The organism is Phyllobacterium sp. 22229 (genome assembly GCF_052056495.1).
Taxonomy (GTDB): domain Bacteria; phylum Pseudomonadota; class Alphaproteobacteria; order Rhizobiales; family Rhizobiaceae; genus Phyllobacterium; species Phyllobacterium myrsinacearum.
In genome coordinates this window covers 151,791-172,358 of record NZ_JBQEPA010000002.1, presented here as the reverse complement: position 1 = coordinate 172,358, position 20,568 = coordinate 151,791, and the positions used below count along the sequence as shown (strand labels likewise).

Here is a 20,568-nt window from a genome sequence, read left to right as displayed (position 1 = left end):
GAATTGAAAAATGAAACGTTCAGAAGTCAACGCGATCATCCGTGAAAGCGACAAGTTCATCCGCTCCTTCGGCTATGTCATGCCGCCTTTCGCCTACTGGTCGCCGGAAGAGCTGAAGGCCCGCACGTCAAGCGATTCCAGGGCCATTCTCGATGCCAGGCTCGGCTGGGATATCACCGACTATGGGCAGGGCAAATTCGATGAACTCGGCCTGTTCCTCTTCACCACCCGCAACGGCAATCAGGCGGACCTGAAAAAGGGCGGCGGCATGCTCTATGCGGAAAAGATCATGATCTCGCGCGAAAAGCAGCTGTCGCCGATGCACCGTCATATCGTCAAGGCCGAGGACATCATCAACCGCGGCGGCGGCACGCTCGTGCTCGAGCTGTTCAATTCGAATGCCGATGGCAGCGTCGACGAGAAGACCGATGTGGACGTGGCAACCGATGGTCGTATCGTCAGGCTGAAAGCCGGGGGCCTGCTGAAGCTGCAGCCGGGCGAAAGCGTCACGCTGCTGCCCGGGAACTGGCATGCATTCTGGGGCGAGGGCGGCGACGTCCTGATCGGCGAGGTTTCCACGGTCAATGACGACCTGACCGACAATATCTTCCGCGAGCCGATCGGCCGCTTCTCTTCCATTGAAGAAGACGAGGCGCCGGTGCATCTTCTGGTTTCCGATTATGACAAATGGCTTGCCTGAGCCATCCCGCGGACAGCACAATGATTATAGCGATCGATGACCTGGTGACGGCCATTCTGGCCCGCGCCGCCGAAACCAAACGTTTGATCGTTGCCATTGCCGGCCCTCCCGGGGCCGGCAAATCCACGGTTTCCGCCGCTCTTTCCACGGCAATCAACGCGCGCGAAGCCAATGCAGCCGTCGTGGTTCCCATGGATGGATTCCATCTCGACAATGCCATTCTCGATGCGCGCGACCAGCGCAAGCGCAAGGGATCACCGCCGACATTCGATTGTGCCGGCCTGGAAGTGCTGTTGAAACGCCTCAGGGCAGGGGAAGACAACGTCGTCATTCCCCTCTTTGACCGCAAGCTTGATCTTGCGCGGGCGGGCGCTGCCGTCGTCAGCGGCGATCAGCGCATTCTCCTGGTCGAGGGGAATTATCTCCTTCTGGATCAATCGCCCTGGGACCGGCTGGCGCCGCTTTTCGATCTCACGGTGTTCCTGCAGGTGGACCGTGTCGAAATGGAAAACCGTCTGGTGCAGCGGTGGCTTGGCTTTGGCTACAATGTCGGCTCGGCGCAACAGCGCGCCCTGTCGAATGACATTCCCAATGCCGACCTCGTGCTCTCAGCCTCGCGCCCGGCTGATTTCACCGTCATCAACTAGAGAAAGCTGTCATCTTGATGTAACAGGGAAAGGACAATGAGCTGTCCTTCCCCGGCGAGCGCAGATTCGCCACATGCAGGCACGACAATGAACAGCCCCCATCCGGAGATTGAACCTTACGACCACGGCATGCTCGCCGTTGGCGACGGCAACGAAATCCATTGGGAAGCCTGCGGCAATCCACTGGGAATTCCGGCCCTCGTGCTGCATGGCGGGCCGGGTTCCGGCTCATCCGCAAACGCACGGCGTTTCTTCGATCCTGGGCGCTACCGCATCATCCTGTTCGATCAGCGGGGCTGCGGACGCAGCATACCGCATGCCAGCGATCCCCAGGCCGATATGTCCGTGAACACGACGGAATATTTGTTGAGGGATATCGAATGTTTGCGCGCGCATCTTGATATCGGGCATTGGCTCCTGTTCGGCATATCATGGGGCTGCACGCTCGGACTTGGCTATGCCGAGGCGCATCCGGAGCGTGTGCTGGCTTTGGTGGTGGTAGGGGTGACCACGACGCGGCGATCGGAGATCGACTGGCTCTATCGCGGCATTGCTCCGCTGTTTCCAGAGCAATGGGCCCGTTTCCGGCGCGGTGCCGGGCTGGACACCGATGAGCCCGATGCCGATCTTGTCGCCGCCTATTATCGCCTGCTGAACGACGCAGATCCCGCCATCCGGTTGCAGGCGGCGCGCGACTGGCATGCGTGGGAGTCCGCGCCTATCCTGGTTGATCCCGCCGCAAAATTATCACCGAAATGGTCGGATGACCGCTATATCCTGGCGCGCGCCCGTATCATCACCCATTACTTCCATCACAATGCCTGGCTCGAAGACGGTATTTTATTGAACAAAGCCAGCCTGTTGCAGGGAATTCCTGGCACCATGATTCAGGGCCGTTTCGACCTTGAGGCGCCGCTCGTCACCGCGTGGGAGCTATCGAAGGCCTGGCCGGATGGCGCGCTTGTCATCGTGCCCAATGCGGGTCATTCCCCAACCAGTCCCGGCATGACGGACGCCATTATCGCCGCAACGGACCGGTTCGCCCGCGGGGCGTCAAATGGCGCAGCCGGCATTTGAATACACACGAGTGCTCATGCGCGCGGTGAAAGTTGCGTTGCCATATTTGCCATGATGGCGGCAGCCGCCGCGCGGGTAATGCCGGCCCAGGACCGCAAGATGTCCGGTGTTATGCGGTAGGCGGGGCCGGTGACGGAAATGCCCGCAACAAAATGCCGGTTATGGGAATGGATCGGCGCGGCAACGCAGCAAATATCCGTCTCGTGTTCTTCGCGGTCATAGGCATTGCCCTCCGCCCGGATTTGCCGGATTTCCTGTTGCAACGCCCCGGCATCGGCCAGCGTGCGCGGCGTAAACCGCCGGAACTCGATCTGCGCAACGCGGGCCTGAAGCTCGTCGTCGGGCAGGGCGGACAGGGCAGCCTTGCCGACGCCGGTGCAATAGACCGGGGCGGTATTGCCGATCTGCGAATACATGCGCACGCTCTGGCGGCTTTCGACCTTGTCGAGATAAATTACCTCGATTCCGCGCAACACGCCCAAATGAACCGTTTCACCGGTCTGTTCATGCAGTTTCTGCAGATGGGGTTCGGCAATGGCGCGAAACTCGTTGCCCGCCCAGGCCCTGGAAGCGAATTCGAGCAGGCGAAGACCAAGGCCGTAGGAATGATCCCGGTTCAGCTCAAGAAGCCCTTCCTCGACCAGATTGGATATTTGCCGATGCAGCGTACCGCGCGGCTGGTCGGACAGTTTGAGCACATCGGTGAAGCGAAGCGGCACGGGCGATGAGGCGATGATTTGCACAACCTCAAGTGCCTTTCCCAGCGTCCCCGTTGAATTTTCCCGCGTCTTGCCCATTCAATCACAACCACCTCTTGACTTTCGGCACCATAGGATGACTATTCTATATAGTCAAATCAAGTTCCGTATAATGGAACATTGCAGCGAGATTCTTCCATGATGCCCTCGGCGATTTTCCCCGACCTGAAAGATCGTTCTGTTCTGATCACCGGGGGAGGGTCGGGAATTGGCGCTGCCTTGACGGAAGGGTTCGTGCGCCAGGGTTCGCGCGTTGCCTTCATCGACATTGCCGATGAGGCTTCGCAGGCGCTGGCAGAGCGGCTCGGCCGCGAATATGGCAACCGGCCGCTCTATCTCAACACGGACTTGCGCGATATCGAGGCGCTGCGTGCCTCGGTCGGTAAGGCCACCGGGGCCCATGGCCCGGTGACGGTGCTTGTCAACAATGCTGCCTGGGATGACCGGCACGACATCGATGAGGTGACCGCCGAGTACTGGGACAAGAACCAGTCGATCAATCTGCGTCCGCAGTTCTTTGCCGCGCAGGCGGTTGCGCCGGGCATGCGGCAGGCGGGCGGCGGCTCCATTGTCAATTTCACCTCGACATCCTTCATGATCAATCAGGGTAACTTTCCGTCCTATACCGCTGCAAAGGCTGGAATAATCGGCCTGACCAAGGGCCTTGCCGGGCGCCTCGGGCCAGAAAACATCCGCGTCAATGCCATTGCGCCGGGATGGGTCATCACCGAACGCCAACGCGACCTCTGGGTGACGGAAGACGGCCTGAAATCCCACATCGCCAAACAGGTTCTCAAGGAAGAGATCCAGCCCGGCGACATGGTCGGCCCCTGCCTGTTCCTTGCATCCGATGCGGCCCGCATGCTCACCGCCCAGACATTGATTGTCGATGGAGGCTATCTGTGACCACCGCTGCAACTTACGCCGTTGCCGACTGGGGAACGAGCCGCTTCCGCCTATGGCTTCTCGACCATCAGGGCCATGTCGTCGCCGAGCGGCGTTCGGACGATGGTCTGGACACCTCCCGCGCCCGCGGTTTCGCCGAAACGCTTGAGGATCATCTTGCCAGCCTGCGCGCACCGGCGGATTTGCCGGTCATCATCTGCGGCATGGCCGGTTCGCGCCAGGGTTGGGTTGAGGCCAATTACGTCCCGGTTCCGGCGGATCTGACCGCCATTCTCTCGGGGGCGGTGAAGATTGCGGACATCGCGCGCGATGTGCGCATCATTCCCGGCCTGTCGCAGTCGGGCAGCGCGCCCAACGTGATGCGCGGGGAGGAAACCCAGCTGCTGGGTGCCACGCTGGCGCGCAATCTGCGCAGCGGCCTCGTGGCAATGCCCGGCACGCATTCCAAGTGGGTCGAGCTGGACGAAGGCAAAGCAACCTCATTTTCCACCTTCCTGACCGGCGAGCTTTATGCGCTTCTGGCCGGGCATTCGATCCTGCGGCATTCCATCGGCAACGCCGCGGAAACGGTGACACCGGACCACCCCCAATTCACCGCAGGGCTTGAACTGATGCTTGGCGGCAACCGGCGCATGCTGGGTGAACTTTTTGGCATCCGCGCGGCGATGCTGCTGGACAATCTGCCGCCGGAGGGTGCTGCGTCGCGCCTGTCCGGTCTGCTCATCGGAACGGAAATTGCCGGGGCCAGGGAAAAATTCGGCACCTCGGCCACCGTCACGCTCGTCGCGTCGGGCACGATGGCAGCGCTTTATGCCAAAGCCATGACCGCTGGCGGCCTGACCTTCGATATCGTCGACGCCGATGAAGCGGTGCGCAAGGGCCTGTTCGTTGCCGCATCACAGCTTTGGCCAGCCCAAAAAGGATAATTTCCATGTCCCAATCGTCCGCTCCCTGGCCGAAACTCAAGCGCGATCTCATCGCCATCCTGCGCGGCGTCAAGCCGGATGAAGTGCTGGCCATCGGCGAAGAACTGGTCAAAGCCGGTATCGATGTCATCGAGGTCCCGCTGAATTCGCCCGAACCATTCCAGTCCATCGAGCTTCTGGCGAAGACACTGCCATCCCACGTCCTGATCGGGGCAGGGACCGTGCTTGACCCCGCCGACATTGCGCGGCTCGATGCGGCCGGCGGCCGCCTGATGATCAGCCCCAATGTCGATGCAGCCGTGCTGGCGGCTGCCGCCCGGGCCGGGATGGTCACCATGCCCGGCGTATTCACGCCAACCGAAGCGCTTGCCGCCTTGAAGGCCGGCGCCTCGGGCCTCAAGTTTTTCCCGGCAAGCGTCCTTGGACCGGACGGCATCAAGGCGATCAGTGCCATTCTGCCGAAGGGAACGGTCATTGGCGCTGTGGGCGGTGTCGATGAGAACAGTTTTGCCGCCTACGCCAAAATCGGGGTTCGCACCTTCGGCCTCGGTTCAAGCCTGTACAAGATCGGCGCATCGTCTTCCGATGTCGCCGAACGGGCAAAGGCCACGGTCGAAGCCTATGACCGCATCTTTCCCGCCGGAGCCTGACCATGGATCAGCCGAAGATCAGCATCCTCTACGACGTGCCCTGCGAACTGGGCGAAGGTCCTGGCTACGATCCGCTGACAGGCACGATCTGGTGGTTCGATATCGTCACCGGCCGGCTTTTCGAGAAGCCGCGCGCCGGTGGCGCGGCGACAATCCACCCGCTCGGCCAGATGGCGAGCGCGCTCGCGGTGATTGATGCGGACCGCCAGTTGATCGCGACGGAAACCGGCCTGTTCATCCGCGACCGCAGGACCGGGCACACCGTCATGCACCAGCCCATCGAGGCGGATAATCCGGTGACCCGCTCAAACGATGCCCGCGTCCATCCGGCGGGCGCCTTCTGGATCGGCACCATGGGCAAGAAATCGCAGAAGGGGGCAGGATCGATCTATTGGTACCGGGAAGGGCAGCTGCGCACCCTTTTCACCGGCATTTCGATCACCAATTCGATCTGCTTCTCGCCGGACGGGCGCATCAGCTATTTCGCCGATACCACCCGTAACACCATCTGGCGGGTTGATACGGACCCGCTGACCGGCTTGCCCATGGGCGAGCCTGCGGTTTTTTACCAGCACAAGGACGCCGGCGGTATCGACGGTTCCGTTGTCGACCGCGACGGCAATCTTTGGAATGCGTGCTGGGGCCGCTCGCATATCGATGTCTATTCGCCCGATGGCAAAAGGATCCATTCGATCGCAACCCCGGCACGACAACCATCCTGCCCGGCGTTCATCGACGTCGACTCCGCGACCCTGGTGGTTACCACCGCCTATCATGACATGACGGACGCGGAGCAAAAATCCGATCCCAACGCCGGCAAGACATTTCTGATCGAACTGGCCGGGAAGGGGCGTTTCGATCCGCCCGTGCGGTTGTGACAATCTTGCCCGCCTCAATCTGAAAGATCGCGTGCCAGATATGCTTGCCTGCCGAATAGGACCATGATGACGAAACCGGCTGCTGGAAAGGCAATGGCCAGAAGCACCCAGCCCGGCCAACCCCAACCAACGAGCAGAGCCGTGAGCAGAATGGGGCCGAACATTTCGGCAGCCGCAGAGCTGATGTTGAAGAAACCCTGATATTCGCCTTCCCGTCCCGGCGGCGCCAGTCGGAAGCTCAGATCCCAGGCTCCGGCCATGTGCATCATTTCACCCAACACATGCAGCAAGGCTGCCAGCAGAGCGAGCATTACCGTCAGCCATACCTCCGACGGCATGGCCATTGCCGCAAATAAGAAACAGGCCGCACACAACAGAAGCGTGGCAAAAAAGATGGACCTGCGCGCCTCGCAAGCATTGGTGACCCGGCGTGCCAGCCCCACCTGCATCAACATGACACTGACCGTGTTCAGGCCATAGAGGACTGAAGCGATCCAAAGCGGCGCATGGGTGTGCAGGGCAATCCACAGGGGCAGAGCCATGTTCAGCAGAGGAATATAGAGAAGAATGACCGTGTTGAGCAGCGTCAGAACCACGTAGGGCCGGTCCCTCAGCACAGTGAGCGAGGAGCCTCTTTGAGCGGAGGCAGTCCTTGGCATCACCGATGGCAGCAACCGATAGGCGGTGGCAGCCGCAAGGAAAATTGCCCCCCCAAGAGTAAAGGCCAGCCGATAGCCGGTCAAACTGTCGAAATACAATGCCAGGCCGCCGATCATGGCACCCGCCGATAGGCCGCAATTGCCAAGCGCACGCAGATACGCGCTCGTTTGCGTGCGCTGGCTGGCGTCAATAAGGGTCGCTATCACCGCCATGCGCGCGGTCATGGCGCCACGCAGACATGCGGCAAAGCAGCAGGCGGTTATGATAAAGGCCGTGAACCCGCTAACCAGCAGGAAAATCCAGTCGCTGATGCCGGCTCCGACGGTCAGCCACGCCGCAATGTTGCGCGCGTTCCAGCGATCGGCAAGAATGCCGAAGGGCAACGGCACGAGCAAACTGACGAGCCCGGCAAGCGTGAAGCCAAGGCCTATTTCGAGAGGCTCCAAACCGGATGCTCTGGAAAAGAACAAGGCAGAACTGGAAAAATACACACCGGCGGCGACGGCACCCATCGTCTGGGCGATCGCAAGCCCGCGAACCGTCCTGTCCGCGGGCAAGATGGGCGACGGGAAAACGCCGTGTTTCAACCGGTTTTCTGGCTATCGCCACATCGTGAGGTCACCCCCGGCTGCCGCGATACCGAAGTGCAACCAACAGCTATGGCTACCGGAGCCTCTCCATCGCCTCTCGCAAGTGCACAGGCAGGGTTTGTCATCCTCCTCCTCCATTTGGATTACTCCCTGCACAAAAGCCTACATCAGATCAAACTGACTGAAAACTAGACCAACGGACTAGAGGCGGCGGGGAAGGGGTCGCTGGGCCTCCTGTGGGCCGATATCTGCCGCGCCGATGCGTGTTTCCAGACACATATCAGCGGGAACCGTTGCAATTTGCAGCGAACTCAACTTCAGGTAGTTGACAATGGCTGCAAAGCTGCCAATCAGGCGGGAATATTAACCATATTCCTCCGGCCGGGAGATTGAATTCGATGGACAAGTTGAATTTGCATCAGGACGACATAGACGCATTTGATCTTGCCCCCATTTCCCTCTGGCTGGAAGATTTCAGCGCGGTCCGGACATTCTTCGAGTCGCTCCGGCAAGCCGGTGTCGGCGACATCGCATCCTATTTGCGGGAGGATGAAAACCGGGTGCGCGATTGCGCGCGGCTTATCCGCGTCATCAAGGTCAACAGGAAGACGCTGTCGCTGTTTGAAGCTGCTGATTTCGGCGAACTCGTCGCCAATCTCGGTGCCATTTTCCGCGACGACATGTTGCAGACCCATGTGCAGGAGCTGGCGCAGCTTTGGCAAGGCAAGGGCGAATTTTCCAGCGACACCGTGAATTATTCACTGTCCGGCAAGCGGCTCGATATCCAGCTGCGCGGCAAGGTCCTGCCCGGATATGAGACAAGCTGGGACAAAGTCCTGATCTCCATCGAGGATGTGACCGACCGGGAAGAGGCCAGACGCCAGCACGCGGCAAGCCAGCGCTATGCCGAAGGGCTCTTTGAGCATTCTCCCGTATCGCTGTGGGTCGAGGATTTCAGCAAGATCAAGAAGCTGCTCGACGGGCTGCGCAACCGCGGCATTGAAGACTTCCGGGTTTTCACCGATGTTCATCCGGAATTCGTCCAGCAATGCGCCAGCGAAATCCGTGTCATTGACGTCAACCGGGAAACGCTCAAGCTGTTTCAGGCGCCGGACGCCATGACCTTGCTGCGCCGTTTGCCCGATGTGTTCAAGGACGAGATGAACGTGCATTTCCGCGAACAGCTGATCGACCTGTGGAACGGCAAGCTGTTCCATCAACGGGAGACGGTCAACTACGCGCTCGACGGATCCGAACGCCATGTCCTTCTGCAGTTTTCCGTGTTGCCCGGACATGAAACGGACTGGTCACTCGTTCAGATATCGCTGACCGATATCACCGCGCGCAAGAAAGCCGAGGCCTATCTCGAATATCTCGGCAAGCACGACGTGCTGACGCGCCTGCACAACCGCGCTTTCTACGTCGACGAGTTGAACCGGCTGGAGCGGCGCGAGTTCTTTCCGGTCTCCATCATCATTCTCGATCTCAACGGGCTGAAGACCACCAATGATCAATGGGGACACGGTGTCGGCGACGGGCTCCTGCGCCGGGCCGGCGAAATCCTCAGCGAAGCCGTGAAACCGCCGCACTATGCCGCGCGCATCGGCGGCGATGAATTTGCCGTGCTTCTGCCGGCGGTGGACGAGGCTGGCGCGGTTGCGGTCGTTGAGGAAATCGTCAGCCTGATCGAGATCAACAACCAGTACTATTCCAATATTCCGCTGAGTTTTTCGATCGGCTGGGCGACCAGCGCCGCCGGCGAGAAACTCGAAGCCGTGGCAAAGCGCGCCGACCTGCAGATGTACCAGGACAAGCGGCTGCGGTATTCGACCGGTGAAACCGGCTGGCGCAGCGGTGCGCCGGTGCGTGAACAGAGCTGATCGCCTTGGCCATTGTCAGGAAATATCTGCATGATGGCAGCAAGAGATAGTTCCATAACTACTCTTATGCGATTTTTACAGCAATTTCCCCGGCAAACCGTCCTGTGACGGGTTTTCTCAAATACCCTCGCCGTGCATATGGCCTTCATGGGTCAGCGTCGCGATGAAGCGTTTGGTGCGTTCCTGCTTCGGCTGGGTGAAGATATCGTGCGACGTGCCGGTCTCCACGATCACGCCGCCATCCAGCACGATGGCCTGATTGGCGATGCGCGAGGCCAGACGCAGATCATGCGTTGCCATGACCATGGTCGTTCCCTCGCGCGCGAGCTGGGCGAGCACATCGACGACTTCGCCCGAGAGTTCGGGATCAAGCGCCGATGTCGGTTCGTCGCAGAGCAGGATTTTCGGCGATGGCGCCAGTGCGCGCGCAATGGCGACGCGCTGCTGCTGCCCGCCGGAAAGCGTTGATGGCCAGACGTCCGCCTTGTGCGCAAGGCCAACCTTGTCGAGCAGGGCCATGGCCCGTTCCCGCGCCCTCTCCTTCGGCCATTTCAGAACGGTCGTCAGACCCTCCGTGACGTTCTCGATCACGGTGCGGTGCGGAAACAGCTGAAAGTTCTGGAACACCATGCCCGAATGCCGGCGCACCAGCTGGATGGACTTGGTGGTCACCTTAACGCCGGGCTGGAAATCCAGCCGGTCACCATCAATCTCCACGGAACCGGCGGTGGGAATTTCCAGGAGATTCATGCAGCGCAGCAAGGTGCTCTTGCCGCCGCCGGAGGGTCCGACCAGCGCCATCACCGAGCCTTCCGCAATGCTCAGCGAAACGTTCTTGAGGACGGTGAGATCGCCGAAACGCTTCTCGATATGCTTCAGTTCAATCATCATGACCGTGCCTCCAGAAATCCGCCATAACGATTGAGACGCTGTTCGAGCCGCGCCTGCAGGGAAGACAGAACCGAGCTCAAGATCAGATAGATGATCGCCGCCTCCACATAGAGGATCAGTGGCTCATAGGTGGTGGCAACGATGCGCTGCGCCGCCTGAAACATCTCCGGAACGGTGATGGCTGCGGCCAGCGATGTATCCTTGACGAGGGAGATGAAGGTGTTCGACAGCGGCGGCACCGCCACGCGCGCCGCCTGCGGCAGGATGGTGCGGCGCATGGCCTGCGACCATGTCATCCCGATGGAATAGGCCGCCTCCCACTGTCCGCGCGGCACGGATGAAATCACGGCACGCAGGATTTCCGATGTATAGGCGCCGATGTTGAGGGTGAATCCGATCAGGGCGGCGGTAAAGGCGTCGAGCACGATGCCCGCACTGGGAAGCCCGTAGAAAATCAGGAACAGCTGCACCAGCAGCGGCGTGCCGCGGATGATCCAGACATAGAACTTGACAATGGCGGCAAACGGCCAGGCGGCGAAGAGCCGGACAAGCGCGGCAATCAGGCCAACCGCCAGCCCGAGGACAAAGGACAAGAGCGTCAGCGGAATGGTGAAAATCAGCCCGGCCCACAGGAGCGGCCCGAGAGATTCAAGCATAAGTTCCAGCCAATGGGGCAAGGCTGTATCTCCCTCAAAGGAAAAGGCAGGGAGTTTGATCCCCCTGCCCTGTTAGAGCGTACTTTTTTCCGGGCGTAAACAGGCTTACTTCGAAACGTCCTGGCCGAAATACTTGTCAGCAATCTGCTTGTATGTCCCGTCAGCCTTGATGGTCTCAAGCGCCTTGTTGATGGCGGCAAGCAGGTCCGGTTCACCCTTGCGGATGATGATGCCGGAGAAATCGGCATTGTCCTGGGTTGCGGCGATCTTCACATTGGCGTCCGGCTTGTGCTTCTTGAAATCGAGGAAGGACAGGCTGTCATTGACCGTCGCATCGGCGCGTCCGCTGAGCAAAAGCTGGATTGACTGGTCAAAACCGTCGGTGCCGACAAGCTCCGCCCCATTGCTCTGGGCGATCTTGCCGAAATTGCTCGACAGCGACTGCGCGGATTTCTTGCCCTTGAGATCAGCGAAGGACTTGATGTCCGTGTTGTCGCCCTTGGTGATCAGCACGGCCTTGGAGGCGATGTAGGGTTCGGAGAAATCATACTTCGCCTTGCGGGCTTCGGTGATACCGACCTGATTGATGACCGTGTCATAGCGCTTGGCATCGAGCCCGGCGATCAGGCCATCCCACTTGCCTTCGAGGAACTCAGCCTTGACGCCGAGGTTCTTGGCAATGGCTTCGCCGATTTCCACGTCGAAGCCAACCAGCTTGCCCGTGGTGTCGTGATAGGTGAACGGCGCATAGGTGCCTTCCGTGCCGATCTTGAGCACGCCGGCCGTCTTGATCTGTTCAAGGTTGGATTGCGCCTGCGCCTGGGTTTGCATCGGCACAATTGCCAGAGCCTGCAGAGCACCAACGACGAGTAGGGATTTGAGCCAGTTCATTTTTTGTTTCCATCCTGAGTTTCCAAGCCTTTCGGCGGATGATTGGAAAATGTCACTTTGTCCTAAGCATGCACAGGCACTATTCGCTGTCATCAAACGCGAATTTGTGAATTTAATACCACAAATAGCGGGTACAGGAAAAAATAATTCCTCGCCTGAAAGACCGGCAGCGCCATGTTTCCCTGTCAGGCGGCCGGATCAATCCTCTGCCCTGTTGCCGGGTTGAAAACATGCACGTCGCCCGCGCGGATTCCGATGCGCATCGCATCTCCCGGCTTGCGGTCGGTCCGGCCCATTGCGTAGATGCAGACCTGCACGTCAGCCAGGGTGGTGTAGAACTGCGTCGACAGCCCCAGAGGCTCGATGACCTGGATCTTGACTTCCAACGCATCCGAACTACCGACCTCGATGTTCTCCGGACGGATGCCGAGGGTTATCCGCTCGCCGTCTTCAACGGGCAGTTCCGCATTGAGGGCAATTGTCTGGCCATCGCTCAGTTGCGCCTCGATCTTGACATCCCTGCGGTTGACGACTGCAGGCAGGAAATTCATGCCGGGCGACCCGATAAAGCCCGCCACAAAGAGATTGGCCGGGTGGTCGTACAGTTCGAGCGGCGTGCCGACCTGCTGGATCACCCCGTCATGCATCACCACGATGCGGTCGGCCATGGTCATGGCTTCCACCTGATCATGGGTGACATAGACGGATGTCGTCTTCAGCTGCTGATGCAGCGCCTTGATTTCTGTGCGCATGTGGACGCGCAATTTTGCGTCAAGATTGGACAACGGTTCATCGAAGAGAAACACCTGGGGATCGCGCACGATGGCGCGGCCCATGGCCACGCGCTGGCGCTGGCCGCCGGAAAGCTGGCGCGGCAGGCGCTGCAGAAAGACATCGAGACCGAGCCGCTTGGCGGCCGCCCCGACCCGGTCGTAAACCAGATCCTTGGCGGTTTTGCGCAACAGCAGGCTGAAGCCCATGTTGGATGCCACATCCATATGCGGATAGAGCGCATAGGACTGGAACACCATGGCGATATCCCGGTCTTTGGGCGCGACATCGTTGACGACGCGCTCGCCGATACGGATTTCCCCGGCGGAGATTTCCTCCAGTCCGGCGATCATGCGCAGCAATGTCGACTTTCCGCACCCGGACGGGCCGACGAGCACCACGAATTCGCCGTCGGCGATGGAAAGGTCCACGGCGGACAGCACGTTCATTGCGCCATAATTTTTCTGAACATTGGTAATGGTGACGGAAGCCATGAGCTTATCTCTTTCGATTATCCCTTGACGGCACCGGCGGTCAGGCCGGTCACGAGGTAGCGTTGCAAGAAGCCGAAGAACAGGCAGGCCGGTATGAGCGCGAGTACCGAAGCCGCCATCATCTGCCCCCAGTCGACGGCGAACTTGCCGATGAAGGTGAGCAGGCCGACGGCGAAGGTTTTCTGGCTGTCGCTGCTGATGAGCATCAGGGCAAAGAGCAGTTCACTCCATGCGGCCGTGAACACGAAGCCAAGCGTCGCACCCATGCCCGGCAGGGTGAGCGGAATGATGACCCGGCGCAGCGCCTGGCTGCGGCTGCAGCCATCGATCATCGCCGCCTCTTCCAGATCCTTGGGAATGCCGTCAAAGAACGACTGCATGAGGAACGTGGCAAAGGCGATGTTGAACGCCGTGTAGATGATGATCAGACCGGTCAGGCTGTTGGTCAGCCCAAGCTCACCCATGATGCGGTAAATCGGCGGAATGACCATCACCAGCGGAAACGTCTGCGTGAGCAGCAAAGTCACGGCCACGGTGGTTTTGCCGCGGAAAGAAAAGCGCGACATGGCATAGCCGGCTGCTGACGCAATGATGGTGACAAGCACCGCCGTTACGACGGAAACAATCACGCTGTTGAGGAAATAACGGGGAAAGTCGGTCGCCCGCAGCACGGTCTTGTAATTTTCCCAGGTCGCCGACGACGGCCACAGCGTGATGCCTTCCGAATACAGGAGCGATTGCGGGGTGACGGAAATCTTCAGCGTCCAGAACAGCGGAAACAGCGCGAAAATGACATAGGCGGAAACGGCGCCGTAAAGACCGATATTGCCCAGAATACGAGCTTTGTGGGAACGGCCAGCAATCATCAGGAATACCTCACAAGCGAGCGGCGGATGCGGATAAGCACAACCGCGTAGAGGATGAGAAGCGCCAGAAGCAGCACGGCAACGGCCGAAGCATAGCCCTTGTCCAGGGTCTTGAAGGCGCTGACATAGATATAGGTCGCAACCGTATTGGTCGAACCGGCCGGGCCGCCTTCGGTCATGACGTAGATGAGGTCCGCAAAGGTGGCGATCCAGATCGTCCGCAGCATGACGGTGATGGCGATGGTCGGGGCCAGAAACGGCAGCGTTACCCTGGTGAAACGCTGCCACGGGTTGGCGCCATCGATGGCCGCTGCTTCATGCAGCTCCGATGGGATGGATTTCAGCGCCGCCAGCAGGGTAATGGCAAAAAACGGCACGCCGAACCAGACATTGGCAATGATCGGGCCCCACATGGCGGTGGCCGGATCGGAAAGAATATTCGTGGGTTCGGATTTCAGGCCAAGCGCGAAAAGCCAGTGCGGCAACGGCCCGACAATGGGATTGAACAGCCAGGCCCAGGTCAGGCCGGAGAGGAAAGACGGAACAGCCCATGGCAGGAAAACAATGGCCTGCACGACCTTCTTGCCGAAAAACGGCCGGTCTAGCAGCAGGGCCAGCCCCAGCCCGAGAAAGAACTGCAGGAACAGGCTGGCAACCGTCCACCACAACGTGTTCATCAGGGCCTGTCCGAGAACCGGGTCGGAGAAGAGGGCCTTGTACTGGGCCAACCCGACATAATCCGACTTGAACGCCGAGAACTTGCGGAAGGAGTAGCTGACGCCGAAGATCAGCGGAACCACCAGAACAACAAGCAGCAGGACAAGCGCGGGACTGAGATAGAGCCACGGCTCGAAGGCAGCGCTGAAACGGCGCCTGCTGCTTGCCCTTCTCTCCTGTTGCGGCGTCAGCGCCGCGGTGGATTGCATTGCCATGTTTCTGGCCCCTCTTTTGCAAATAGTTCCCCGTCCCTCACCACCGGATTCCCGGATTGGCGAAAGTCACGAGAAAAATGCCCTGGCGTTGCTGGCGCCAGGGCATCCCGTCGATTTATTTCTTGTTCTTGGCCATCCAGGCCTGCTGCTGCTCGGTCAGGAACGCAGACCAGTCATCCGCAACCTGCTTGGCTGTCTTCTGGCCAAGCAGCACTTCCTGGAAATTCTTCACCGATACGGAATCGTAGAAGTTGCCGAGATTTTCCAGATGGGTCGGCGGTGTCACGAACTCGAACGTCTTCGGATCGCTCAGCTCCTGGAACCAGCCCTTGAAGCTTTCCGAACCGAAATAGGGATCCTTGTCCGCTCCATTGTGGATCGGCAAGACGCCGACATTCTTGGCAAATTCCAGATTGTCTTCCGGTGCCAGCAGCGTGCCCATCAGCTTCCAGGCGTCATCCTTGACCTTGGAATTGGCGAACATGGCCCATCCGGCATAACCGAGTGTCGGATAGGACTTGCCGCTCGGTCCGGTCGGCATCGGCGCCACGCCGAAATCTTCCTTCTTCATCTTCTCGGCGATGCCGATCAGCGCATCCGGGTCCTGGTCGAGCATGGCGCAGGTGCCAGAGTAGAAGCCGGTGACGATTTCATTGAAACCCCAGCTGACACTGTCCTTCGGCGCATAGCCCTTCTTGTAGATCTCCGCGAGCATTTCGAGACCCTTGACCGAGCCTGGCTCGTTCAGGGTCGCCGTGCCGTCGGCATTGAAATAGGCGCCCTTGCCATTGGCAATGTTCATGAACATCTGCACGCCGTTGAAGCCGCCGGGGCCGCCGCGCAGGCAATAGCCATACTTGCCCTTGATCGCGGAAATCTTCTTGTTGGCTTCCATGAATTCGTCGAGCGTCTTCGGCGCTTCCTTGAGCCCCGCTTCGGCAAACAGCTTCTTGTTCCAGAACATGGCGCGGACATAATAGCCGTAGGGGATCATGTACTGCTTGTGGTCGACCACGGAACCGAACTGTTTTGCCCGTTCGCCCAGCGTACCGCCGTCCTTCCATTTTGCGATATAGGCGCCGAGATCCTCCAGCTGGCCGTTGTTGGCATAGAGTCCGAGCCAGCGCTCCGGCATTTCAACAACGTCGGGCGTATCGCCCGCCTGAACCATGGTCAGAAATTTTTCGAACGCCTGCCCCCAGGGCAGCGAGACCAGCTCGACCTTGATCCCCGGATTGGCCTTTTCGAAGCCCGCGATCTGCTTCTTGAGCAGTTCCGTGCGTGGCGGACTGGTGATCACTTCGACCATCTTGATGGTCGTGTCGGCAAAGGCCGACGATACGGTCATGGCCAATGCCGCCATGGCACCGGCGAGAAATGTTCCCATTCTTTTTTGCATTTTATGCTCCCACTTGGTTTTCTGATTAGCGTTTGGCTTTATCCAGGGCATTCACAAGGTCGGCCCAGAGCTCCTCTACATTTTCAAGTCCCACATGCAGACGGATGGTTCGCGGGCTGACACCGAAGCGCCCGATGGAATTGGCGTCCGGCGTCTGCTGCAGCGAGGCCATTGCCGGAACGACAAGGCTTTCATGGCCGCCCCAGCTCACCCCAATGCGAAACAGCTTCAACGCATCGACAAACGCCGGCACGTCGACATCCTCGGTCACCTCAAAGGAAAACAGCCCGGTGTATCCCGTAAGCGTTGCCTTACCAGGATGGTTGGAATAGGCCGGGTGGATGACGCGTTCGACGTCACCCCGCCCCTTCAGCCGTTCCGCGATGGTCAGGCCGCTCTTCATGTGGTGCGGCAGGCGCAATGTCAGCGTGCGCAACCCGCGCAGCAGCAACCACGCCTCGAAGGGCGAAAGCTTTGCCCCGAGATAGGAATAGGTACGGCCGTTGATGCGGTCGATCATTTCACGCGAGCCGGCCACCACGCCGGCCACGGTATCGCTATGGCCGCCGAGATATTTCGAGGCGGAATGCAGAACAAGATCAATGCCATGGCTGATCGGCTTCTGGAACAGCGGGGTGGCATAGGAATTGTCAATCGTCGTGACAACGCCATGCTGCTTGGCGAGCTGCGCGTAATGCGCAATATCCTGCAGCTCGAACATCATGGAGCTGGGACTTTCGAGATAGAGCAGCTTGGCGCCGGGAAGCGCTGCGGCAACCGCATCGGGATCGGAACCATCGACATACTCGACCTTGATGCCGAGATGCGGCAACAGGCGCTCGAACAGGCGGTAGGCATCACCGTAGCAGTTGCGCACGGCCACGATCCGGTCCCCTGCCCCGACAAAGGCCAGCACGGTGGCGCTGATGGCACCCATACCGCTGGAGAATGCACGGGCTGCCTCAGCGCCTTCCAGTGCCGCGATCTTGCTTTCAAATTCCATGACCGTCGGATTGTCGCCGCGCGAATAGATCGGCTGGCGTTTGCGGCCGGCAAAGGTATCGGCCATATCCGCATAGTTTTCGAAGGTGAACAGCGACGTCTGATAGATGGGCGGAACGACGGACCCGCCGGGAAATGGCGCGTCATGGGCAAGCAGTGTCGCCGCCTCTGCCATCAGGTCCTGATCATAGAAAAAGGGATTGTCGTTCATGTCTTGCTCTGTTTCCTGAGATTTGCGGCACCGCGGCGAAGGTCATCTTCAACCGTGGCGATCAGTTTCAATGCCTCGGCGCGCGCGCCCACGGGATCACGGGCCGCGATGCAGTTGAAAAGGGTACGGTGATAGGGAAAGCTCGCATGACCGAAGTCGCGCACGCCAAGCGGATGCTCCCAGAACCGGTGAAACATTTCATACATCGCGGCAATGATCTGTTCGAACAGCGGATTCCCCGATGTCTGGAAGATCGCCAGATGGAAATCCCAGTCTTCCTCCGAAGACATGCCGGCGCGGGCATGAAAGGCTTCTTCCATGACGACCAGCTTTTTCTCGATAAAGGCAATGTCGTCATCGCTTGCCCGCTCGGCGCACAGAACGGCGGCTTCCGCTTCGAGCCCGCGGCGGATTTCCAGCGTGTGCATCAGGCTCTTGAAATCATTGCCGGAGGGAAGTGTCAGCGGCATGTGCAGCATGTTGCGGGTCACGGCCGAGCGCAGATAGGTGCCGCTGCCCTGCCGCCGCTCGACAAGTCCGAGTTCCTGCCAGCGCGTCAGCGCTTCACGCACGGTCGTCCGGCTGACTTTCAGATATTCCGCCAGCACCCGCTCCGTCGGCAGGCGGTCTCCCGGCTTCAACCCTTCGCTAGCAACGAAATCCACCAATGCATTCAGCACCGCGTCGTCGCGGGATGATGTCTGCACCGGTGAAAGAATCGGGTTGATCACGAAATGCCCTGCTCAATTGGTTGGACCATTGTGCCAATTCAGCATGAATGCAGGACCGTGTCAAATAGCCGATCGAATTTTTTGAACGCCATGGCCGCGAGGCGGCAACGGGAAAAGACGCAACGCCTGCAGCGCTGCGTCTTCCCTTGCGAAACGATAACCCGAGCGGCTACACCAACCCCTGGCTGGCCGGATCGACTGGCCCGCGGAAGGACGCGCCGGTGATCTCGTCCGGCAAGAGCATGTCATTGTGCGCCCTGCCGGGGCGGATCATCGGGAAACAGCCGGCAAGTCTGGCCACCCGGCAGTCAAACAGCACCGGCCGTTTGACATCGATCATTTCCTGGATCGCATCATCCAGCGCATCGGGTTTGTCGCAGCGCAGGCCAACCGCGCCAAAAGCTTCGGCCACCTTCACGAAGTCGGGCAAGGCAGCCGAATAGGAGTGCGCGAGACGGTTGCCGTGCAAAATCTCCTGCGATTGCCGGACCAGACCCAGATGCTCATTGTTGAGTATGAAGACCTTGACGGGTGCCTCGTACTGGATCGCGGTCGACAGTTCCTTCATGGTCATCTGGATCGATGCATCCCCGGCAATATCGATCACGAGGCTGCCGGGATGAGCGATCTGCACACCGATTGCAGCGGGCAGGCCATAGCCCATCGTGCCGAGCCCGCCCGACGTCATCCAGCGATTTGGGCTTTCCATGCCGTAAAACTGCGCCGCCCACATCTGATGCTGCCCCACTTCCGTGGTGATGTAGGTATCGCGATCCCTGGTCAGCACATGAAGACGTTCAAGCGCGTATTGCGGCATGATGACCGCGTGGTCCATCGTGTAGGTGAAGGAATTGCGGGACCGCCACCGGTTGATCATCTGCCACCAGTCCCGCAGCCGCAGCTGATCCGGCTGAACCGGCAGAGCCCTCCAGAGACGCAGCAGTTCGCCGAGAATGCGGCCGACATCGCCTTGAATGGCAATGTCAGCCGCTATGATCTTGTTGAGGGACGCAGGATCGATATCGATGTGGATTTTCTTGGATTGCGGTGAAAAACCGTCGATACGTGCTGTAACCCGGTCATCGAAGCGTGCGCCGATGCACAGCATGACGTCACAGTCGTGCATGGCCATATTGGCCTCATAGGAGCCGTGCAGGCCCGGCATCTTCAGCCAGTTCGGCCCCGATGCCGGATAGGCGCCAAGCCCCATCAGCGTCGAGGTGACGGGAAAGCCGGTCAGCCCGGCAAATTCGCGCAGCAAAGCCGACGCCGCTGGCCCGGAACCGATGACACCGCCGCCGCTATAAATGACGGGCTTGCGGGCTTTGACCAGAAGCGCGAGGGCTGCCTGTATCTGTGCATCATTACCCGCTGTCGTTGGACGATAGCTCTCCCTCTCCTCGACCGCAGACCGGGCGGTGTAATAGCCGCTGGCAAGCAGGATATCCTTCGGCATATCCACCAGCACCGGCCCGGGACGCCCTGACCGCGCGATGCGGAAGGCCTCGTGGATGGTGGCGGCGAGATCGTTGACGTCGGTGACCAGCCAGTTGTGCTTGGTGCATGGCCGCGTGATGCCGACGGTGTCGCATTCCTGGAATGCATCGGAGCCGATCAGCGTGGTCGCCACCTGCCCGGACAGGCACACGATGGGAATGGAATCCATCAGCGCATCCTGCAGGGGCGTGACGGAATTGGTAACCCCCGGCCCCGACGTGACCAGCATGACGCCCACCTTGCCGGTCGAACGGGCATAGCCTTCCGCGGCATGGCCGGCGCCCTGCTCATGGCGCACCAGTATGTGCCGGATATCGCTTTGCTGGAAGATCTCGTCATAGATGGGCAGCACCGCTGCCCCCGGATAGCCGAAAATATGTTCAACCGCGTTGTCGCGCAGTGCCTTGAGAACAATCTCTGCCCCGGTCATGGGAACACGCGCGGAATCATGGATACATTTGCCTGTCATGGCAGTTCCTTGTTGCAATGGTTGGAAAGGACGGGTTCGACGGGGCTGCCGGTCAAATTCAGGCGTAAAAAAAGGCCCCGTCAGGA

At 59.8% G+C, this 20,568-nt stretch carries 20 protein-coding genes; 8 read left to right on the top strand and 12 right to left on the bottom strand.

What is annotated here, in order from left to right; all coding sequences use genetic code 11:
• Positions 1 to 10 precede the first annotated feature (10 nt).
• From ACTJJ7_RS03125 to pip, 3 genes are all read left to right on the top strand, one after another.
• Positions 11 to 700 (top strand): D-lyxose/D-mannose family sugar isomerase, encoded by a 690-nt coding sequence (locus tag ACTJJ7_RS03125; protein WP_105733691.1) that lies wholly within the window; start codon positions 11 to 13, stop codon positions 698 to 700.
• Between the two features lie 20 nt (positions 701 to 720).
• Positions 721 to 1,347 carry a nucleoside/nucleotide kinase family protein gene (locus ACTJJ7_RS03120; protein WP_105733690.1) on the top strand — a complete coding sequence of 209 codons (627 nt, stop codon included), beginning with the start codon at positions 721 to 723 and terminating at the stop codon, positions 1,345 to 1,347.
• Between the two features lie 87 nt (positions 1,348 to 1,434).
• Positions 1,435 to 2,424, top strand: coding sequence for a prolyl aminopeptidase (gene pip / locus ACTJJ7_RS03115; protein WP_440965300.1), 990 nt, complete (start codon positions 1,435 to 1,437; stop codon positions 2,422 to 2,424).
• A gap of 14 nt (positions 2,425 to 2,438) precedes the next feature.
• On the opposite strand, the gene ACTJJ7_RS03110 is transcribed toward pip, so the two are convergent.
• Entirely contained in the window at positions 2,439 to 3,221 is a 783-nt protein-coding gene (locus tag ACTJJ7_RS03110) for an IclR family transcriptional regulator (protein ID WP_440965298.1), read from the bottom strand.
• A 99-nt stretch (positions 3,222 to 3,320) separates the two neighbouring features.
• On the opposite strand from ACTJJ7_RS03110, the gene ACTJJ7_RS03105 reads away from it, so the two are divergent.
• The 4 genes from ACTJJ7_RS03105 to ACTJJ7_RS03090 are packed head-to-tail and all read left to right on the top strand — an operon-like array spanning position 3,321 to position 6,542.
• The gene (locus tag ACTJJ7_RS03105; RefSeq protein ID WP_105733687.1) at positions 3,321 to 4,088 is read left to right on the top strand and encodes an SDR family NAD(P)-dependent oxidoreductase; all 768 of its coding nucleotides are present in this window, start codon (positions 3,321 to 3,323) and stop codon (positions 4,086 to 4,088) included.
• Positions 4,085 to 5,014: a 2-dehydro-3-deoxygalactonokinase gene (locus tag ACTJJ7_RS03100; RefSeq protein ID WP_440965297.1), complete on the top strand. Its 930-nt coding sequence runs from the start codon at positions 4,085 to 4,087 to the stop codon at positions 5,012 to 5,014. Before ACTJJ7_RS03105 ends, ACTJJ7_RS03100 begins: the two co-directional genes overlap by 4 nt.
• A gap of 5 nt (positions 5,015 to 5,019) precedes the next feature.
• Positions 5,020 to 5,664: a 2-dehydro-3-deoxy-6-phosphogalactonate aldolase gene (locus ACTJJ7_RS03095; RefSeq protein WP_440965295.1), complete on the top strand. Its 645-nt coding sequence runs from the start codon at positions 5,020 to 5,022 to the stop codon at positions 5,662 to 5,664.
• 2 nt (positions 5,665 to 5,666) lie between these two features.
• Positions 5,667 to 6,542 (top strand): SMP-30/gluconolactonase/LRE family protein, encoded by an 876-nt coding sequence (locus ACTJJ7_RS03090; RefSeq protein ID WP_440965293.1) that lies wholly within the window; start codon positions 5,667 to 5,669, stop codon positions 6,540 to 6,542.
• Positions 6,543 to 6,556: 14 nt separating this feature from the next.
• Here ACTJJ7_RS03090 and ACTJJ7_RS03085 read toward each other — a convergent pair whose 3' ends face one another.
• Entirely contained in the window at positions 6,557 to 7,714 is a 1,158-nt protein-coding gene (locus ACTJJ7_RS03085; protein WP_440965497.1) for an MFS transporter, read from the bottom strand.
• 476 nt (positions 7,715 to 8,190) lie between these two features.
• On the opposite strand from ACTJJ7_RS03085, the gene ACTJJ7_RS03080 reads away from it, so the two are divergent.
• A complete protein-coding gene (locus tag ACTJJ7_RS03080) occupies positions 8,191 to 9,672 on the top strand; it encodes a diguanylate cyclase domain-containing protein (protein WP_440965291.1) in 1,482 nt (493 codons plus the stop codon).
• 117 nt (positions 9,673 to 9,789) lie between these two features.
• On the opposite strand, the gene ACTJJ7_RS03075 is transcribed toward ACTJJ7_RS03080, so the two are convergent.
• From ACTJJ7_RS03075 to ACTJJ7_RS03030, 10 genes are all read right to left on the bottom strand, one after another.
• Positions 9,790 to 10,560 (bottom strand): amino acid ABC transporter ATP-binding protein, encoded by a 771-nt coding sequence (locus ACTJJ7_RS03075; protein WP_105733891.1) that lies wholly within the window; start codon positions 10,558 to 10,560, stop codon positions 9,790 to 9,792.
• The gene (locus tag ACTJJ7_RS03070) at positions 10,560 to 11,240 is read right to left on the bottom strand and encodes an amino acid ABC transporter permease (RefSeq protein WP_105733680.1); all 681 of its coding nucleotides are present in this window, start codon (positions 11,238 to 11,240) and stop codon (positions 10,560 to 10,562) included. Before ACTJJ7_RS03070 ends, ACTJJ7_RS03075 begins: the two co-directional genes overlap by 1 nt.
• Before the next feature lie 84 nt (positions 11,241 to 11,324).
• Positions 11,325 to 12,110, bottom strand: coding sequence for an amino acid ABC transporter substrate-binding protein (locus ACTJJ7_RS03065; RefSeq protein WP_105733679.1), 786 nt, complete (start codon positions 12,108 to 12,110; stop codon positions 11,325 to 11,327).
• A gap of 185 nt (positions 12,111 to 12,295) precedes the next feature.
• Entirely contained in the window at positions 12,296 to 13,375 is a 1,080-nt protein-coding gene (locus ACTJJ7_RS03060; protein WP_440965288.1) for an ABC transporter ATP-binding protein, read from the bottom strand.
• A 17-nt stretch (positions 13,376 to 13,392) separates the two neighbouring features.
• The gene (locus ACTJJ7_RS03055; protein ID WP_440965286.1) at positions 13,393 to 14,241 is read right to left on the bottom strand and encodes a carbohydrate ABC transporter permease; all 849 of its coding nucleotides are present in this window, start codon (positions 14,239 to 14,241) and stop codon (positions 13,393 to 13,395) included.
• Complete coding sequence (locus ACTJJ7_RS03050) at positions 14,241 to 15,173, bottom strand: carbohydrate ABC transporter permease (protein ID WP_440965284.1); 933 nt, start codon at positions 15,171 to 15,173, stop codon at positions 14,241 to 14,243. Before ACTJJ7_RS03050 ends, ACTJJ7_RS03055 begins: the two co-directional genes overlap by 1 nt.
• A gap of 115 nt (positions 15,174 to 15,288) precedes the next feature.
• Complete coding sequence (locus ACTJJ7_RS03045) at positions 15,289 to 16,572, bottom strand: ABC transporter substrate-binding protein (protein ID WP_105733676.1); 1,284 nt, start codon at positions 16,570 to 16,572, stop codon at positions 15,289 to 15,291.
• A 25-nt stretch (positions 16,573 to 16,597) separates the two neighbouring features.
• Entirely contained in the window at positions 16,598 to 17,785 is a 1,188-nt protein-coding gene (locus ACTJJ7_RS03040) for a PLP-dependent transferase (RefSeq protein WP_440965282.1), read from the bottom strand.
• Complete coding sequence (locus ACTJJ7_RS03035) at positions 17,782 to 18,516, bottom strand: FadR/GntR family transcriptional regulator (protein ID WP_425350437.1); 735 nt, start codon at positions 18,514 to 18,516, stop codon at positions 17,782 to 17,784. Before ACTJJ7_RS03035 ends, ACTJJ7_RS03040 begins: the two co-directional genes overlap by 4 nt.
• A gap of 169 nt (positions 18,517 to 18,685) precedes the next feature.
• Positions 18,686 to 20,443 (bottom strand): acetolactate synthase 3 large subunit, encoded by a 1,758-nt coding sequence (locus ACTJJ7_RS03030; RefSeq protein ID WP_440965495.1) that lies wholly within the window; start codon positions 20,441 to 20,443, stop codon positions 18,686 to 18,688.
• Between the last annotated feature and the right edge of the window lie 125 nt (positions 20,444 to 20,568).

What these genes read in the sequence shown, in the direction of transcription:
- pip (WP_440965300.1), top strand. Translation starts at nt 1,435, where the DNA reads ATGAACAGCCCCCATCCGGAGATTGAACCTTACGACCACGGCATGCTC.
- ACTJJ7_RS03075 (WP_105733891.1), bottom strand. Translation starts at nt 10,560, where the DNA reads ATGATTGAACTGAAGCATATCGAGAAGCGTTTCGGCGATCTCACCGTC.
- ACTJJ7_RS03050 (WP_440965284.1), bottom strand. Translation starts at nt 15,173, where the DNA reads ATGGCAATGCAATCCACCGCGGCGCTGACGCCGCAACAGGAGAGAAGG.
- ACTJJ7_RS03085 (WP_440965497.1), bottom strand. Translation starts at nt 7,714, where the DNA reads ATGGGTGCCGTCGCCGCCGGTGTGTATTTTTCCAGTTCTGCCTTGTTC.
- ACTJJ7_RS03090 (WP_440965293.1), top strand. Translation starts at nt 5,667, where the DNA reads ATGGATCAGCCGAAGATCAGCATCCTCTACGACGTGCCCTGCGAACTG.
- ACTJJ7_RS03125 (WP_105733691.1), top strand. Translation starts at nt 11, where the DNA reads ATGAAACGTTCAGAAGTCAACGCGATCATCCGTGAAAGCGACAAGTTC.
- ACTJJ7_RS03095 (WP_440965295.1), top strand. Translation starts at nt 5,020, where the DNA reads ATGTCCCAATCGTCCGCTCCCTGGCCGAAACTCAAGCGCGATCTCATC.
- ACTJJ7_RS03045 (WP_105733676.1), bottom strand. Translation starts at nt 16,572, where the DNA reads ATGCAAAAAAGAATGGGAACATTTCTCGCCGGTGCCATGGCGGCATTG.
- ACTJJ7_RS03110 (WP_440965298.1), bottom strand. Translation starts at nt 3,221, where the DNA reads ATGGGCAAGACGCGGGAAAATTCAACGGGGACGCTGGGAAAGGCACTT.
- ACTJJ7_RS03040 (WP_440965282.1), bottom strand. Translation starts at nt 17,785, where the DNA reads ATGAACGACAATCCCTTTTTCTATGATCAGGACCTGATGGCAGAGGCG.
- ACTJJ7_RS03105 (WP_105733687.1), top strand. Translation starts at nt 3,321, where the DNA reads ATGATGCCCTCGGCGATTTTCCCCGACCTGAAAGATCGTTCTGTTCTG.
- ACTJJ7_RS03065 (WP_105733679.1), bottom strand. Translation starts at nt 12,110, where the DNA reads ATGAACTGGCTCAAATCCCTACTCGTCGTTGGTGCTCTGCAGGCTCTG.
- ACTJJ7_RS03030 (WP_440965495.1), bottom strand. Translation starts at nt 20,443, where the DNA reads ATGACCGGGGCAGAGATTGTTCTCAAGGCACTGCGCGACAACGCGGTT.
- ACTJJ7_RS03120 (WP_105733690.1), top strand. Translation starts at nt 721, where the DNA reads ATGATTATAGCGATCGATGACCTGGTGACGGCCATTCTGGCCCGCGCC.
- ACTJJ7_RS03080 (WP_440965291.1), top strand. Translation starts at nt 8,191, where the DNA reads ATGGACAAGTTGAATTTGCATCAGGACGACATAGACGCATTTGATCTT.
- ACTJJ7_RS03055 (WP_440965286.1), bottom strand. Translation starts at nt 14,241, where the DNA reads ATGATTGCTGGCCGTTCCCACAAAGCTCGTATTCTGGGCAATATCGGT.
- ACTJJ7_RS03060 (WP_440965288.1), bottom strand. Translation starts at nt 13,375, where the DNA reads ATGGCTTCCGTCACCATTACCAATGTTCAGAAAAATTATGGCGCAATG.